Origin of the sequence: Actinophytocola sp. (assembly GCF_049647105.1) — a bacterium.
Taxonomy (GTDB): domain Bacteria; phylum Actinomycetota; class Actinomycetes; order Mycobacteriales; family Pseudonocardiaceae; genus Actinophytocola.
Window position 1 is genome coordinate 1 of record NZ_JBARWZ010000007.1, and the last position, 15,028, is coordinate 15,028.

General features: G+C 70.0%; 16 protein-coding genes. 9 read left to right on the forward strand and 7 right to left on the reverse strand.

Going from position 1 to position 15,028, the window contains the following annotated elements; all coding sequences use genetic code 11:
- Nucleotides 1-123: 123 nt before the first annotated feature.
- Together WBA97_RS00400 and WBA97_RS00405 are read right to left on the reverse strand one after the other, a co-directional pair.
- Nucleotides 124-582 (reverse strand): NUDIX hydrolase, encoded by a 459-nt coding sequence (locus tag WBA97_RS00400; RefSeq protein WP_424228587.1) that lies wholly within the window; start codon nt 580-582, stop codon nt 124-126.
- Between the two features lie 66 nt (nt 583-648).
- Nucleotides 649-1,917, reverse strand: a complete 1,269-nt coding sequence (locus WBA97_RS00405) for a cation:proton antiporter (RefSeq protein ID WP_424228588.1) — start codon at nt 1,915-1,917, stop codon at nt 649-651.
- A 206-nt stretch (nt 1,918-2,123) separates the two neighbouring features.
- Between WBA97_RS00405 and WBA97_RS00410 the strand changes: the two genes are divergently transcribed.
- Together WBA97_RS00410 and WBA97_RS00415 are read left to right on the forward strand one after the other, a co-directional pair.
- On the forward strand, nt 2,124-2,555 hold the full coding sequence (locus WBA97_RS00410; RefSeq protein WP_424228589.1) for an NfeD family protein: 432 nt from the start codon (nt 2,124-2,126) through the stop codon (nt 2,553-2,555).
- Nucleotides 2,556-2,557: 2 nt separating this feature from the next.
- Nucleotides 2,558-3,586, forward strand: a complete 1,029-nt coding sequence (locus WBA97_RS00415) for an SPFH domain-containing protein (RefSeq protein WP_424228590.1) — start codon at nt 2,558-2,560, stop codon at nt 3,584-3,586.
- 3 nt (nt 3,587-3,589) lie between these two features.
- On the opposite strand, the gene WBA97_RS00420 is transcribed toward WBA97_RS00415, so the two are convergent.
- Complete coding sequence (locus tag WBA97_RS00420; protein ID WP_424228591.1) at nt 3,590-4,717, reverse strand: acyltransferase family protein; 1,128 nt, start codon at nt 4,715-4,717, stop codon at nt 3,590-3,592.
- A 91-nt stretch (nt 4,718-4,808) separates the two neighbouring features.
- On the opposite strand from WBA97_RS00420, the gene WBA97_RS00425 reads away from it, so the two are divergent.
- The 4 genes from WBA97_RS00425 to WBA97_RS00440 are packed head-to-tail and all read left to right on the forward strand — an operon-like array spanning nt 4,809 to nt 8,240.
- Nucleotides 4,809-5,885, forward strand: a complete 1,077-nt coding sequence (locus tag WBA97_RS00425; protein WP_424228592.1) for a DUF1214 domain-containing protein — start codon at nt 4,809-4,811, stop codon at nt 5,883-5,885.
- The gene (locus WBA97_RS00430; protein ID WP_424228593.1) at nt 5,882-7,009 is read left to right on the forward strand and encodes a sulfotransferase family protein; all 1,128 of its coding nucleotides are present in this window, start codon (nt 5,882-5,884) and stop codon (nt 7,007-7,009) included. The genes WBA97_RS00425 and WBA97_RS00430 overlap by 4 nt, the downstream gene beginning before the upstream one ends.
- A complete protein-coding gene (locus WBA97_RS00435) occupies nt 7,006-7,782 on the forward strand; it encodes an SDR family oxidoreductase (RefSeq protein ID WP_424228594.1) in 777 nt (258 codons plus the stop codon). The genes WBA97_RS00430 and WBA97_RS00435 overlap by 4 nt, the downstream gene beginning before the upstream one ends.
- Complete coding sequence (locus tag WBA97_RS00440) at nt 7,779-8,240, forward strand: SRPBCC family protein (RefSeq protein WP_424228595.1); 462 nt, start codon at nt 7,779-7,781, stop codon at nt 8,238-8,240. Before WBA97_RS00435 ends, WBA97_RS00440 begins: the two co-directional genes overlap by 4 nt.
- Here WBA97_RS00440 and cysC read toward each other — a convergent pair.
- Complete coding sequence (cysC, locus tag WBA97_RS00445; RefSeq protein ID WP_424228596.1) at nt 8,217-10,199, reverse strand: adenylyl-sulfate kinase; 1,983 nt, start codon at nt 10,197-10,199, stop codon at nt 8,217-8,219. The two genes, WBA97_RS00440 and cysC, sit on opposite strands and share 24 nt — an antisense overlap.
- Nucleotide 10,200: 1 nt before the next feature.
- Nucleotides 10,201-11,097, reverse strand: a complete 897-nt coding sequence (gene cysD, locus WBA97_RS00450; protein ID WP_424228597.1) for a sulfate adenylyltransferase subunit CysD — start codon at nt 11,095-11,097, stop codon at nt 10,201-10,203.
- Nucleotides 11,098-11,167: 70 nt separating this feature from the next.
- Here cysD and WBA97_RS00455 point away from each other — a divergent pair, with 70 nt between their 5' ends.
- On the forward strand, nt 11,168-11,785 hold the full coding sequence (locus tag WBA97_RS00455; protein WP_424228598.1) for a TetR/AcrR family transcriptional regulator: 618 nt from the start codon (nt 11,168-11,170) through the stop codon (nt 11,783-11,785).
- 293 nt (nt 11,786-12,078) lie between these two features.
- Complete coding sequence (locus tag WBA97_RS00460; protein ID WP_424228599.1) at nt 12,079-12,396, forward strand: suppressor of fused domain protein; 318 nt, start codon at nt 12,079-12,081, stop codon at nt 12,394-12,396.
- 72 nt (nt 12,397-12,468) lie between these two features.
- On the opposite strand, the gene WBA97_RS00465 is transcribed toward WBA97_RS00460, so the two are convergent.
- Complete coding sequence (locus tag WBA97_RS00465) at nt 12,469-13,140, reverse strand: hypothetical protein (protein WP_424228600.1); 672 nt, start codon at nt 13,138-13,140, stop codon at nt 12,469-12,471.
- The gene (locus WBA97_RS00470) at nt 13,133-13,726 is read right to left on the reverse strand and encodes a hypothetical protein (protein ID WP_424228601.1); all 594 of its coding nucleotides are present in this window, start codon (nt 13,724-13,726) and stop codon (nt 13,133-13,135) included. The genes WBA97_RS00465 and WBA97_RS00470 overlap by 8 nt, the downstream gene beginning before the upstream one ends.
- Nucleotides 13,727-14,015: 289 nt before the next feature.
- On the opposite strand from WBA97_RS00470, the gene WBA97_RS00475 reads away from it, so the two are divergent.
- The coding region (locus tag WBA97_RS00475; protein ID WP_424228602.1) for a hypothetical protein at nt 14,016-15,028 on the forward strand (1,013 nt) is incomplete at its 3' end.

A 15,028-nucleotide genomic window follows, 5' to 3' on the forward strand; every position in this document is an offset into this window, starting at 1 on the left:
CCACGGCGTGGCTGGGCGGGGCGACGGGACGGCGCGCGTACTGGGTGTACTCGGCCGTTCCGGCAACCCGTCCAGGCGCGTCGTGGGCGGGTCGAGACATGGTGAACGTTCTGGGCCGGGCCACTAGTCGCGCCGGACCGCCCGCAGCTCCCGGTACTTCTGGAGCACGTCTTTCACCGCGTCCGTGACGGGAAGGTCGTCATGCAGTGGAGCCCAGAGATAGGCGTCGTGCTCAGTCAGCTCGATCGGCTCGGCCGCGCGAACATCAACGCTGAAGTTGAACTGACGGCTCTTCTTGCCACTCCCTGACTCGTAGTCGAAGCTGCCGATGTACTCGCGAATCGCGGAAATGTCGAGGAAGCTCTCTTCCTTGACCTCGCGCCGCAATGCGTCGTCCAGGGATTCGCCTGGATCGACCTTGCCACTCGGCAACTCGAAGATGCCGCCCATGAAGTCGTCGTCCGGGCGTTGCAACAGCAGCACCTTGCCTTCGTGTTGCACGACCGCGCCGACGACCAACTGCTGAACGCCGTCAGCCTTGGCGACCGTTGTCAGTTTTTCGAACTGGGAAGCATCAACCATTTCCTTGGCCTACCAAATCCTCCCACCCTCGCGATATTGCGAGCAGTTTACTTCTCAGCGCCGCCTCTAATTCCGGGGAGGCGGGCTGACCTTCTCATCCCGCAGCTGGTCCAGTCGCCGCATTACCGGGGTCGCGCTGATCCCGTGGAGCACGATCGACCCGATCACCACGATCGCGACGATCCGCCACACCTGGTCGGCCTCGGCGAAGTCACCGGCCTGCAGCCCGTAGGCGACGTAGAACACCGAACCGACGCCCCGCACGCCGAACACCGCGATCGCGGCGCGCTCACGCGGTCCTGCGCTGCTGCCCGCCAGCGCGACGATGCTCGTGACCGGCCGGATGACGACCAGCACGAGCGCGGCGAGGAGCACCTCCTGCCAGGTCGTGCCCGCGAGCAGCCCGGTCGCGGCGGCGCCGCCGAGCAGGAAGATCACCAGCACGGTGAGCATCCGCTCGACCTGTTCGACGTACTGGTGCAGCACCCGGTGGTAGCCGTGCGACCGCTCGCCCGCGCGGATGGTGCACGCGCACACGAACACCGCGACGAAGCCGTAGCCCTCGACCAACTCGGCGGCCCCGTAGGCCAGGAAGGTGGCCGCGAGCGCGACGAAGCCCTCCGCGTGCTCGGCGAGGCGGAACCGCTCCGACGGCGCGGCGAAGAACAGCTTGCGCAGGAGCCAGCCCGCGCCCAGACCGACCACGAGCCCCGCGGCGAGGCGCCAGAGCACGTCGAGCGCGAGCCACTCCCCCAGCCAGCCGGACGGCGCGATCCCGGCGACGCTGATCGCCACCGCCGCGTAGGTGAACGGGAACGCGAGCCCGTCGTTGAGGCCGGCCTCCGAGGTGAGCGCGAACCGCACCTCGTCCTCGTCCTTCTCCGGGTCCTCCGTTGGCTCCGCGACCTGCACCTCGGTCGCCAGCACCGGGTCGGTCGGCGCGAGCGCGGCGGCGACCAGCAACGCGGCCGCCGCCCCGAGCCCCAGCATCGCCCAGCCGAGGACCGCGACCGCGATGATCGTGAGCGGCATCGTGATCCCCAGCAGCCGCCACGTGGTGGCCCACCGCCGCCACCCTGGCGGCCGGCTGAGCGCGAGCCCGGCACCCATCAGCGAGACGATCACGCACAGCTCGGTGAGGTGAAGGGTCAGCGCATCGTGCTGGCGCGGGTCTGGCGGGCCAAGCGGCCCGATCAACCCGAACGCACACGCGCCGACCGCGAGGAACACCATCGGCATCGACACCGGCGCGCGGCCGAGCAGCCGTGGCAGCAGCGCGGCCGCGAGCGTCGCCGCACCGGCCGCCACGTAGACGACCGCCGCCGTGTCCGCCACATGTCTCCTTCGGCACTTGTCAAACCTGCCGCCAGTCGTACCCGCCGCTGACCACCGCAAACGAGAGCCGGGCCACGCCACACCCCGTCCGATCGCGTCGCGGGCAGCGCCAGGCCCGGCCGGCCGGCCGGTGCTACTGTGGGTGACAAGGGTGCGCCGGGAAGTCTGGTCGGCATGGACTGACGCATGCGCGCTGGGGAGGCCGGATGGAGCTGTGGCTGATCTGGCTGATCATCGCGGTGGTGTTCGGCGTCGCGGAGATCTTCACGCTCACCGCGGCCCTCGGGGTGCTCGGGGCCGCCGCCATCGTGCCCGCCGTGATCGCCGCTCTGGGGCTGCCGCTTCCCTTCCAACTGGCCGCGTTCGTGGTGGCGTCGGTGGCCGGCGTGCTTCTCGTGCGGCCGATCGCGTTGCGGCACATGAGCAGGCCACAGCTGGAGCGGTTCGGTGTCGACGCTCTGGTTGGCAAGCGCGCGTTCGTGCTCCGCGAGGTGAACGACCGTGACGGGCTCGTGCGCATCGACGGCGAGGAGTGGTCCGCCAGGTCCTTCGACGAGGTCACCGTCATCCCGGAAGGCACCGCGGTCAACGTGATGCGCATCAGCGGCACCACCGCCTACGTTTACCCCATGGAGTGAACATGGAGATCTCTGCCCTTCTCATCGTGACCGTCCTCGTGGTCCTGCTCGTGGTGTTCACCGTCTTCCGTGCGGTCCGGATCGTGCCGCAGGCCCGCGCGCGCAACGTGGAACGGCTCGGCCGCTACACCAAGACGCTGCAGCCCGGCCTCAACTTCGTCATCCCGTTCGTCGACCGGGTGTACACCGCGATCGACCTCCGCGAGCAGGTCGTGTCGTTCCAGCCCCAGCCGGTCATCACCGAGGACAACCTGGTCGTCGAGATCGACACGGTGCTGTACTTCCAGGTCACCGACCCGCGCGCGGCCGCGTACGAGATCGCCAACTACCTGCAGGCCGTCGAGCAGCTGACGGTCACCACGCTGCGCAACGTGGTCGGCTCGATGGACCTCGAGATGACGCTGACGTCCCGCGACACGATCAACAGCCAGCTGCGCGGCGTCCTCGACGACGCGACCGGCCGGTGGGGCATCCGCGTCAACCGGGTGGAGATCAAGGCGATCGACCCGCCGAAGACCATCAAGGACGCCATGGAGAAGCAGATGCGCGCGGAGCGGGACAAGCGCGCCGCGATCCTCGGCGCGGAAGGCCAGCGGCAGTCCCAGATCCTCACCGCGGAGGGCGACAAGCAGTCCGCCGTCCTGCGTGCCGAGGGCAACCGGACCGCGCGCATCCTCAAGGCGGAGGGCGAGGCGAAGGCGATCGAGACGGTGTTCCAGGCCGTGCACCGCAACGACCCCGACCCGAAGCTGCTCGCCTACCAGTACCTCCAGACGCTGCCGCAGCTCGCTCAGGGCCCGAACAACACGTTCTTCGTGATCCCCAGCGAGTTCACGGCGGCGCTGTCGGGAGTGACGAAGGCGTTCACGGAGTCGCTGCCGAAGTCCCCGGCCACCCGCGAGGAACCCGTGGCGGTGGAGCTGACCAAGGAGGTCGCCGAGGACGAGGCCAGAGCGGCCGACGCGGCGGCGAAGGCAGTCGCCGACGCGGCGGAAGCACGGCCGGGGCCGATCCAGGGCGGGCAGCGCTGACAGTCAGGACTCCACGGTCCGCACGGCGGGGACCTGCCGGGTGCCGCGTGCGGTCATCAGGTGGCCAAGCCAGAAGCTGGCCACCAGCGCGGCGACCACCAGCAGCGGCGCCTTGGCCTCGGCGGGCAACGGGAGTGGCCGCTGCGCGATCGCGAGCAGGATCAGCACCGGGCCCTGCATCACGAACGCGGGGAAGGCGGCTCGCGCGCAGGCGGTCGCGAGCGGGCCGTTCCAGGTGAACCGCCGCTGCGCGAAGCCGAGCAGCCACACCGAACCGGACACCACGAGCACGCCCTCGACCACCGCGGTGAGCAGCGCCTGCCAGTGCCAGCCACCGACGAAGTCGTCGACGCCCGTGGCCGCGTTCGTGATGCCAAGGGCGAGCGCGGCGACCGGCACGAAGACGACCGTCACACCCGCGACGACGCCGCTCGACCGGAAGAGGCGGTCCGGCAGCGCACGTGCCCACCCGGACCGGGCGGCCGCGATACCGAGCAGGAACATGCCCAGGCACTGCGGCCACTGCCACAGGTGCAGGTCGCCAGGCTGACCGCTGCGGGCCGGGAACACCAGCCGGGTCAGGAAACTCGCCGCCGCGACACCGGCCGCCGCCAGCACCAGGTGGTGCCCGTTCAGTTCCGAGCCGGTGGCGCGGCGCGGCCAGAGCGCGTAGCCGAGCGAGTAGATCAGCAGCACCAGCGCGAACCACAACGCGCCGGAGTCGAGGAACGGCTCCCGCTCTGCGACGAGCGCCCACGGCGTCACTTCGTGCCCGGCCACGCGGTAGGCGAGCCACACCGACAGTGGCCACGCCACCAGCGCGGACACCGCCCACGGCAGCCCGAGCCGCACGATGCGGTCCATCGCGAACGCGCTGCGGCCCTTCCGCGCCGCCGACTCCGGCGTGAACAGCCCGGACACGAAGAAGAACGCGCCGATCACGAACAACCCGGAGGGCCCGATCAGCGCGGTGACCACGAGTTCCGCACCCGGCGCGAACGTGACCTCGTTGACCTCGTCGTAGGCCCAGCCACCGACCGCCAGGTAACCCATCAACGCGTGTGCGCCGATCACCCACGCCACCATCAGGGTGCGCAGGTTGTCCACCTGGGGCAGACGGTGATCGGCCATGACTCCATGGTAGGTCAGCACCGTGGTTCTGAACGTTGTCCGGAACAGGCCACCTCTGGTAGAACGTGTTCTAGATTCACGGGAGGTACGCATGACCGACGAGGTCGACGGGGTCCTCTCCGGGCAGGCCTGGACCGAGTTCTGCCGCGCGCTGGAACGGGCGGGCGAAGTGGTGCTTCGCGACAAGGCGCCCGCGACACCACTCGATCGGGTGGAGGGCTACCGGTACCTGACCCGGCTGGTGCGCGAGATGCTGTATTCGACGGTCGAGAACGCCGACCCGGACTTCCCGCGCCTGCACGAGCTGGACCGCACCAAGATCGGCGCGGACAACCCCGACAACGTGTACCTGTCGGCGAACATCCGAGGCGACCGCACCTACCGGATCACCGGCACCCGCGGCACGATCGCCTACTTCAGCATCGGCTCCAAGGCCAACCGGTACGCCAAGGACGGCACCATGGCCTCCACCGGCGAGCTGTCGGACAGGGACATGGTGGTCGAGGCCGACGGCACCGTGGAGATCATCGCGAGCGCCACCCCCCACGACAAGAACTGGTTACCGCTGGCACCCGACTCGACCGGTCTCGTGGTGCGCCAGACCTACCTCGACCGCACCACCGAGGTGCCCGGCCGGTGGCGGATCGAGTCCGTCGGCGGGCCCGCCGAACCGGCCGAGCTGTCGCCGGAGTTCCTCGCCAGGGCACTGCGGCGGGCGGCGCTGTCGGTGCACGGCACGGCGGCCACGTTCGCGGGCTGGACCGAACTGTTCATGACGCGCCCCAACGAGCTGCCCGACTTCGGGCAGGAGATGTTCCAGCGGGCGGGCGGTGACCCCGAGATCTACTACCTGCACGGCTACTGGACGCTCGAACCCGGGCAGGCGTGGGTGATCGAGACCGACGTGCCGGACTGCCCGTACTGGAACTTCCAGCTGGACAACTGGTGGATGGAGTCGCTGGACCACGACCGCCGCGTCACCGTCAACAAGCACACCGCGACGCTGGACGACGGCCGCCTCACGATCGTCGTCGCGCCGCGGGATCCCGGCTGGGGCAACTGGATCGACACGTGCGGGCACACCAGCGGCACCGCGTTGCTGCGCTGGCTGGGTGCCGGCCATCACCCGATCCCGGAGTGCCGCGTGATCGACCTGGAGGCCTCATGATCACCGTCGACGACCTGCTTGCCGCCGCGCGGGAGAAGACCGGTCTCACCGACTACGGCGACGACTGGTTCACCGAGCCGCTCGGCGTGCTGGCCGGCGCGCTGAACGAGGAGGCCCGCCTGTCCGAACTGGGGCTGGCGCTCACCCGGCGCCGCCTCACCGCCCTGCTCGCGGACCGGTTGCGGCTGCGGCGGCTGCAGGCCGAGCACCCCGGGATCCTCGAGGAACAGGTCACGGTCGCCGCCGAGATCTGCGGCCTGCCGCGCACCGGCTCCACGCTGCTGCACCGGCTCCTCGCCGCGTCCCGGCACGTCACCTCGACGCTGTCGTGGGAGACGTCCTACCCGCTGCCCTTTCCCGGCGAGGGCCCGGACGCCGCCGAACGCAAGCAGCGTGCGCGGGAACGCGCCGAGCTGTTCCTCCAGATGTCCCCCGATTTCGGCGACATTCACACGATCGAGTGGGACGGCCCCGAGGAGGACGTGATCCTGCTCGACCGCACGTTCACCTCGATGAGTTTCGACTCCTTCTACCGGGTGCCCTCCTACGGGACGTGGTTACGCGGCGCCGATCAGGCGCCCGCGTACCGGGAGCTGCGGGAGTGGCTGCAGGTGCTGCAGTGGCAGGACCCGGCCCGCGAAGGCAGGCCGTGGGTGCTCAAGTCGCCGCACCACCTCACCGCCGTGCGCACCGTGCTCGACACGTTCCCCGGCTGCCGGATCGTCATGACGCACCGCTCGCCGGTCTCGGCCGTGCCGTCCTACGCCTCGATGGTCGCGTCGATGACCGGCCAGTACAGCGATCTGGTCGACCCCGTCGAGATCGGCCGGTACTGGTCCGCCCGGTTCGCGCGGACACTGCGGGAGTTCACCGAGGTGCGGCGCGAGCGCCCGGACCGGTTCGTGGACGTCCGGTTCGCCGACCTGGTGGCCGATCCGGTCGCGGCGGCGGTGCGGGTGACGGCCGAGCTGGGGCTGCCAGCCGACGAGGCCGCGTTCACCGGGTACGTGGCGCACAACCGGGAGCAGCGGCACGGGAAACACACCTACACGGCCGAGGACTTCGGGCTCACCGAGGCGGGACTGGCGCGGGACTTCGCGTTCTACGAGGAGGTGACGTCATGATTCTCGACGGCGAGGTCGTGATCGTGTCCGGGGTGGGCGCTGGCCTTGGCGCGAAACTCGCGGCCCGCGCGGCGGCGGAGGGCGCGAAGGTCGTGATGGCGGCCCGGTCGACGCAGGTGATGGACCAGGTGGCGAAGGAGGTCGAGGCCGCGGGCGGCGAGGCGGTCGGCGTGCCGTGCGACGTCAGGAAGACCGACGACGTCGAACGGGTCGTGGCCACCGCGGTCGAGCGGTTCGGCCGGGTGACGGGGCTGGTGAACTCGGCGTACTCGCACCCAGGGTTCCACGACCTGCTCGCCACCCCGGACAAGCAGCTGCGCCGGTCGGTGGACATCATCCTGCACGGCGCGCTCGCGATGACACGCGCTGCGGTGCCACACATGACCGGCGGCGGCTCGATCGTCAACGTGGGCACCATGTCCACCCGCAAGCCGATGCGGGGCGAGGGTGGCTACGCGGTGGCGAAGGCGGCCATGGGGTGCGCGACGCAGTACCTCGCGCTGGAGCTTGGCGAGCGGGGCATCCGGGTCAACCAGGCGGTGCTCGGCTGGCTCGACGGGCCCGGCGTGCGGTTCTACCTGACGATGACGGCCCAGCAGCGCGGCGTCACCGAGCAGGACGTGTACGACGAGATCGCCGCGCGCAACCCGCTCGGCCGCATCCCGACCGACGAGGCGTGTGCTGGTGCGATCCTGTACCTGTTGTCCCGTCTGGCTTCCGAGGTCACGGGCGCGGTACTGGACGTCAACGGCGGGGAGCACATGCCGGCATGAGCCAGCTGATCACGTCCGTGACGGCGGAGATCGCCGCGCCATCGGCGTTCGTGTGGGACGTGCTGACCGACTTCGCGCACTATCCACAGTGGAATCCCTACACCGTCGCCGTGTCGACGACCCTGGAGGTCGGCACGCCGATCGATCTGACGCTGCCGAACCCCGACGGCTCGGACGGCACGTTCGTGAACCGTGAGTGGGTGCGGATCGTGGACCCGCCGCACCACCTGCGCTACGACACCGCCGACGAGATGCCCGGCATCTTCGCGGTGCGGGACCAGTGGGTCACCCGACTCGGACCCGGCCGATGCGCGTACCACACGACCGACGCGATCAGCGGCAAGTACGCGGACAAGGTCATGGCGATGACCGGCGCGTGGGTGAAGGCGGGTTTCGACTCGGTGGCGCGGGCACTCAAGGCCAGAGCCGAGGCGTTACATCACTCCCAGCCGTCCTAGGCGCGCCAGTACCGCGTCCGCGGCTTCCGCCGCGGTCAGTGTTGTCGTGTCCAGGCGGAGTTCCGGGTTCTCCGGCGGCTCGTACGGGGAGTCGATGCCGGTGAAGTTCGGCAGCTCACCCCTGCGTGCCTTGGCGTACAGGCCCTTCGGGTCGCGTTGTTCCGCCACGTGGAGCGGGGTGTCGACGAACACCTCACAGAACTCGTCCTGCGCCACAATCCCTCTGGCCAGCTCGCGTTCGGCGCGGAACGGGGAGATGAACGACACCAGCACGACCAGCCCGGCGTCGACCATCAGGCCCGCGACCTCCGCGACCCGGCGGACGTTCTCGACCCGGTCGGCGTCGGTGAACCCGAGGTCCTTGTTCAGCCCGTGCCGCACGTTGTCGCCGTCCAGCACGAACGTGTGCCGGTCAGCCGCGTGCAGCCGCTGCTCGGTCAGGTCCGCGATCGTCGACTTGCCGGCGCCGGACAGGCCGGTGAACCAGACGACGCAGCCGCGGTGCCCGTTCAGGTCGGCCCGCATCCGCTTGGTCACCGACATCGCCTGCCACCGCACGTTCGCCGCCCGTCGCAGCGGGAAGCGGACGAGCCCCGCGCCGACCGTCGCGTTGGTGAGGCGGTCGATCACGATGAACCCGCCGAGGTCCCGGTTGGCGCCGTAGGGGTCGAGCGCCACCGGCTGGTCGAAGTGGACGTTGCCGACGCCGATCTCGTTGAGGTGCAACGTTCGCGCCGCCAGCCGGGCACCGGTGTCGACGTCGACGCGGTGCTTCGGTGCGTCCACGGTCAGCCCCACGGTCCGCGCCCCGATCTTGGCGAGGTACCGCCTGCCCGGCAGCAGTTCCTCCTCCGACAACCAGATCAGGTCCGCCTGGGCCGCGTCGGCCACGCCAGGCGGGTCGGCGGTCGCGAGCACCGCGCCGCGGGACACGTCGATGTCGTCGGCGAGCACGACCGTCACCGACTGACCCGCCTCCGCCTCGTCGAGGTCGCCGTCGAAGGTGACCAGCCGCGCGACCGTGCTCTCCTCGGTCCCCGGCAGCACCCGCACCACGTCACCGACACGCACCGCGCCGCCGACCACGAGACCGGACGCGCCGCGGAAGGGTTCATGGTCAGTGCCCCGTCCAGGTGGATTGGGGTGGTTATCGGCGGATCCCGGTGTTCGCCGGCAAGGCGCCGAAAGGTCCTCGTACCGGGTTGTACTCAGGCCTTTCGGCAACGCGGCCGGCGGTCGGCGGGGCTGTCGAGAATCGTGCCGTATCCGCCTGGACGGGGCACCGGCACCGTCCGGCTCCGGCCGGTTCACCCACCGCACGATCATCCGGAACGGCCCCGGCCGAGGGTCGGCAGGCACGGTCTCCAGCCACTCGAGCAGCGTCGGCCCGTCGTACCATGGGGTCCGGTCCGTGCGGTGGACCACGTTGGCGCCAGCCAGCGCGGCGGTCGGCACGCACGTCACCTCGTCGATGCCGAGGCTCGCCGCGAACTCCCGGTACTCGTCGGCGATCTCGGTGAACCGCGCCCGGTCGAAGTCCACCAGGTCCATCTTGTTCACCGCGAGCGCCACCCGCCGGATGCCGAGCAGCGCGACCACGTGGCTGTGCCTGCGGGTCTGGCGCAGCAGCCCGGCACGCGCGTCGAGGAGCAGCACCGCCGCGTCCGAGGTGGAGGCGCCGGTCACCATGTTCCTCGTGTACTGCTCGTGCCCCGGGGTGTCGGCGACGATGAAACTCCGTGCCGGGGTGGAGAAGTAGCGGTAGGCGACGTCGATGGTGATGCCCTGCTCGCGTTCGGCCAGCAGCCCGTCCACCAGCGACGCGAAGTCGAGGCCGGACTCGGTGAGCGCCGCCACCTGGTCGCGGTAGAGCGCGTGCGTGTCGTAGAGGAGGCGGCCGATCAGCGTGCTCTTGCCGTCGTCCACGCTGCCACAGGTCAGGAACCGCAGAAGGTCCATCTCAGAAGTACCCTTCCCGCTTCTTGCGCTCCATCGACCCGGACTGGTCGCGGTCGATCACCCGGCCCTGCCGCTCCGAGGTCTCCGCGGTCTCGGTCTCCGCGACGATCTCCGCGAGGGTCGTCGCCGTGCTCTCGACCGCGCCGGTCAGCGGGTAGCAGCCCAGCGTCCGGAACCGCACCGTCCGCAGCTCCGGGGTCTCCCCGGGGCGCAGCGGCAGCCGGTCGTCGTCGACCATGATCAGCACACCGTCCCGCTCGACGACCGGCCTGCGGGCCGCGAAGTACAGCGGCACCACGGGAATCCGCTCGCGTTCGAGGTAGCGCCACACGTCCAGCTCGGTCCAGTCCGACAGCGGGAACACGCGGATGCTCTCCCCCGGCGCGATGCGCGCGTTGTACAGCCGCCACAGCTCGGGCCGCTGGTCGCGGGGCTCCCACCGGTGGTCGACCGTGCGGAAGGAGAACACGCGTTCCTTGGCCCGCACCGGTTCCTCGTCCCGCCGTGCGCCGCCGAACGCGAGGTCGAACCGGTGCTTCTCGAGCGCCTGCCGCAGTCCGTGGGTCTTCCACATGTCGGTGTGGGTGGCCGAACCATGGTCGAACGGGTTGATGCCGAGCGCGAGGCACTCCGGGTTGCGGTGCACGATCAGCTCGAGGCCCAGCTCCGCCGCGGTCCGGTCGCGGAAGGTGATCATCTCCCGGAACTTCCACGTCGTGTCCACGTGCAGCAGCGGGAACGGCGGCTTCGACGGGTGGAACGCCTTGCGCGCGAGGTGCAGCAGGGTCGAGGAGTCCTTGCCGATCGAGTACAGCAGGACCGGGCGCTCGCTCTCGGCGACCGCCTCGCGCAGGATGTCGATGCTCTCCGCCTCGAGTCGGTCGAGATGGGTCATCATGACTCGATGATATGCCCATTTTGAACGTTGTCCAGAATGAAAATCGGACAACGTTCGATATGCTGGGCCCGTGGACAGCACCGAACCCACCGCGTGGGGTGACGCCGAGGGCCGCAGGCGCGACATCCTGCGCTCCGCGGAGGAACTGCTCGCCGACGCCGGCTACGCCGCGCTGACCATGCGCGCGATCGCCGTCGGAGCGGGCGTCAGCTCCGGCACCGTGTACCAGTACTTCGACGGCAAGGAGGACGTGTTCGTCGCGCTGATGTCCGACCGGCTGGCGGACATGACGGGCACGCTCGACCAGCTGGACCGCGGGGTCGGGATCGCCGGGGTGCTGACCGCGATCCTGCCGCAGGTGCGCGAGCTGTGGCGGCTGTTCGGGCGGTCCGCGCAGCAGTGGGAGTCGAAGGTGCTCGCGGGCGGGCCGAAGGGCAAGCGGGCCGTCACGTCGGCGACGGTGTTCCGCCGCATGGCCCGCGCACTGGAGAAGGCGTTGCGGGAGGCCGCCACCGCACAGGGCGTGGCACTGGTCGACCATCCCGCCATGGCCTACTGGGTGTGGGACTCGCTCATCGGCGTCGCCGACGACCTCGTACACGGCGGCTCACAGCAGGCACGCGTGTCGGCGAGCAGGCTCGTCGAGTTCGCGACCGAAGCCATCGAACGCGGCATAGTGGCGAGCTAATCCAGGACATCGGCATCCTGTGGGGGACAAAGAGAGTGGGGGTTCACATGGCATCCGGCGATGACGCCGTCCGACAGCACTATTCGAGCTTCTGGCAGGGCCGGGATCACAAGGAGTTTGAGTGGACGTCAGGACCTATTGGCAGAGTTCTGCCCGGTTTCCGGGTGCGCCGGGTTGCGCCTGGGAACCCTTCCGAGCCCTGGATCTACGCAAGTGTCGGAGCGTGGCAAGCCACAAACGGAAGGGATGGTAAGGAGTTCTTCATCCTGTCCCCGACCGAGTCACCGTCTCATGTGGAGACGTTGACGATGGTTGCCCATCTTCACGCCGATCCGGCACACCGGCTCGCGACCGGCTCAACCATCAACATCGGTCGACCATGGATGGACGATGCCATCGCTGGTCATCTGCTGGTGTCGCTGCCATATCCGTATGGGCCGAAACTGGAACACTGCGATGCGGATGACACACCTGTCCAGGTGCTCTGGCTCGTCCCGATCACTGCCGCCGAAGCCGGTTACCGCCGGGACCAGGGACTGGAAGCCTTGGAGCAACTTCTCGAAGCCGACGGCGTCGACATGCTCGATCCCCGACGGCCGTCCTTGGTCTGATCCACACAGCGTGGACGCCGGTGGATCCGCAATGCGGATCCACCGGCGTCACGGGTGCCAGGGAAACGTGTTTCAGCTCATCGGCAGCAGGCGGTCGAAGAACGCGCGGTACCCCTGCATCGCGAGCCGCAGGTCCTCGGTGTCGGTGTGGTCCTGCCACTCGCCCGCGAGCCGCTCCCGGTGCTCGGTGATGGTCCGGAGCACCTCGTCGAGCACGTCATCGGCGTCCCGCACGGCACGCTGCGGGTCATCGACGAAGTCCGCCTGCAGCTCACGCCACCGCGCGCGCAGCCGGGTCACGGCCTCGCCGGTGAACACCTCAGTGTCGTGGACCGTGTCGCGGGCCTCGGCGTGGGTCTCGGCGTGAACCGTGTCGTCGTCCGCGTCGTGAACCGTGTCGTCGTCCGTGTCATGAACCGTGTCGTCGTCCGTGTCATGAACCGTGGCGTCGTCCTTGACGTCGTCCGTGACCAGGTCCGTGGTGTGGTCCGGTCTCGGGTCGTGGTCCGTTCTCCCGTTCTCACCGGTCTCCAGACCGGACTCGTCGACGGGCAACGGCTCGGCCGTGCCCGGCTCCGTGGGATACGGCCCGGCGGGCAGCGGTTCGGCATCTCGCGGTCCGGCGACAACCGGTTCCGTCGTCAGGGTTTCCTGACGGTCCACGGTGTCGATACGGTCCACGTCGTCCATCCGGTCCGGATCGTCCGTCCGGTCCGCGGGGTTCTTGTGCTCGACGTTACGCATGGTGGGCCTTTCGCTCGTCGTGGTTGTCGACCTCGTCTGCCCGCTGCACAGGCACCTCGGCGGTGTCGCCGGTCAGCTCGCGGAAGATCTCTCGGTAATGCACCAGCGCGGTACGAAGGGACTCGGTGTCCGCCTGGTCGTTCCTGTCGCGGATCTCGTGCGCGGCGCGGTATCCGTCCACTGCGGACGCGTGCTCGACGGACAGATCGGCGGCCTGCTGCTCGAAGCCTTCCATGGGGTAACCACGTTCGCGCATCACGGTGTGCACCAGCTCCTCCGCGTCCGCCACGGCCTCGTGCGGCGAGTCGACGAAGCGTTCCTGCACCTGCGTCCACTGCTCGGCGTAACGCACACGCGCGGCATCCGGCAGTGGCCGCAACGAGAGCTTCGCGTGCCGCTTCTCCCGTTCCGTCAGCTCACGCTCTGCGACACGCCGATTCTCGGCTGTCTCGAGCCGGTGGTCGTACTCCGGGCCGAACCGGTTGCGCAGCCTGCGGCTGCGTGCCTGTCCGCCGAAGAACCACCCTGCCGCGAACAACACCGCGAGCAGGACGACCACCAAGATCACAATGGCTGCGGTCGACATCACGCGCTCCTTCCTGGGAACTAGGGGAGGTCTGCCCGCTCCAGCGTCACGGAAACAGTGCGACCGCGAGATTGCTCCGCCCGGAGCAGTCCCGCCTCAGCCATGTGCGCGGCCCCCTGACCCGGGAAATCACCGTCGAAAGCGGTTGAATTCACGGGGTTCGGCCGCATTGTGCCGACTGCTCCGATCGGGTGACTTTCCTTGCGGTTCCAGTGAAAAGTGGCGTCGCGGAGTGGTTCGCTGCTCGTGTAATGTCGGTTCGCCGAATTGTCCGAGCTGGGGAGTCGCGGTGGATTTTCTCGACACGGTCACGGGCGGCATCGACGCTGCCGTCGGGGCGGTGCTCGCGCCGGTGGCCGACGCGGCGGGGGCGGCTGCCTCGACGCTGCGGAGGGAGATCACCCAGACCTGGCACGGCGTGTTCGACTCCCCCACCCTGCCGGGCGGCACCGACTGGAACGCCTACAGCCACGAGGAGCTGTACGCGATGGTGTGCGCCGACGCCGACCCCGGCCAGGTGGGTGAGCAGTCCACGGTGCTGGACGAGCTCGGCCGCGGCGCGTACGAGTGCGCGGACGAGCTGTCGTCCCGGCGCCAGCAGGTGGCGGAGGTGTGGCAGGGCAAGGCGTCCGGCGCGTTCGACGGCACACTCGACGAGCACAGCACTGGCGGTACCGCGGTCGCCGAGCACGCGGCGGCGCTGTCCTCGGCGGTGCTCCGCGCGTCGGAGGCGCTCAGCAGGGCGCAGGCGCGGATGCCGGCACCGGTCGACGTCAGCGCCGCGACCTCGTACGGCGCGCTGGCAGGCGGCGTGGCGGCCGGGCCGAACTTCGCGCTCGGTTCCGTCTCTGGCGCGGGCGCGAGCTGGTTCGGCGCGTCGCTCCTGGCCGCGAACAAGAAGGCCGAGGCGGTCGAGGTGATGCAGGCGTTCGAGCAGAGCCTCGTCGCCGCCGACCCACCGGACGCGCCCGCGAAGCTCCCACCCGGGGTGCCGGGCGGCGGGCCGCTCCCGATCGGACCGGAGCCGGTGACCGTCGCCGCCCCACGCCCGGCGACACCACGCACACCCCGCGCCACCGAGGGCCGCCCGACTTCCGGCCCAGGCCCCGTGGACGGCCCGCCCGCCGCCCCAGGCAGCGGGCCTGGTTCCCCGGCAGGCACCGCCCCGAGCCAGGCCGGGCTCCAGAGCGGCCAGGCATCCGGCTTGCCGACACAGCCCTCCGCGAGCGGGGGCACCCCGCCCAGCCCGCCGCCCTCGGGCCTGGCCGTCGGCCAACGCGGCGGACCCGGCGAGCAGGCGGG